This is a genomic window from Pseudomonas sp. DCB_AW (assembly GCF_026240895.1).
GTDB classification, from domain to species: Bacteria; Pseudomonadota; Gammaproteobacteria; order Pseudomonadales; family Pseudomonadaceae; genus Aquipseudomonas; species Aquipseudomonas kermanshahensis.
Map to the genome: position 1 here is coordinate 1 of NZ_JAPFCE010000228.1, position 570 is coordinate 570.

The window sequence follows — 570 nt, forward strand, 5'->3', positions numbered from 1 at the left end:
ATCGTCAGCGCCGTGGTCAACCCCAACGGCGTCAACGGCACGCCAGGCCAAGCCCTGGCCGGCAACTACGGCAGCCTGGTGTTGGATGCCCAAGGCAACTACCGCTACGTGGTGGACAACAGCAACGCTGCGGTTCAGGCCTTGCGCACCGATGCCGACCAGCTGACCGAGGTGTTCCAGTACAGCGTCAGCGATGGCAACGGCAAAATCGTTACGGCCACCTTCACCGTCATCATCCACGGCCGCAACGACACCCCTGTTGCGACCAGTGACGCCGCCACCGCCATCGACCCACACGAATTGCTTGATTCAATTTGTTAAAGAGCGTTTGGTTAAGAACTTTTCGTCTCAACCGAGGCGCGCATTCTACGCTTTCCTCAGAGCCTGTCAAGCGTTTATTTTGAAGTTTTTCGCGATAAACTCGTTTAGCTTCAAACACTTGGCTCGCTGCGATCTCTCGTAGCGGGAGGCGAATCATACAGCGTTTAGAAGCGCTGTCAACCACCATTTCAACCGCTGACGATCTTTCGATCGAAGCCCTTACAACACTACCTGAATCGATTAACTCGT

At 55.1% G+C, this 570-nt stretch carries 1 protein-coding gene; it reads left to right on the plus strand.

Annotation, left to right across the window (positions count from 1 at the left end; genetic code table 11):
• A partial coding sequence (locus OO306_RS28305) for a VCBS domain-containing protein (RefSeq protein ID WP_265970415.1) occupies positions 1 to 321 on the plus strand: 321 nt, incomplete at its 5' end.
• Positions 322 to 570 lie beyond the last annotated feature (249 nt).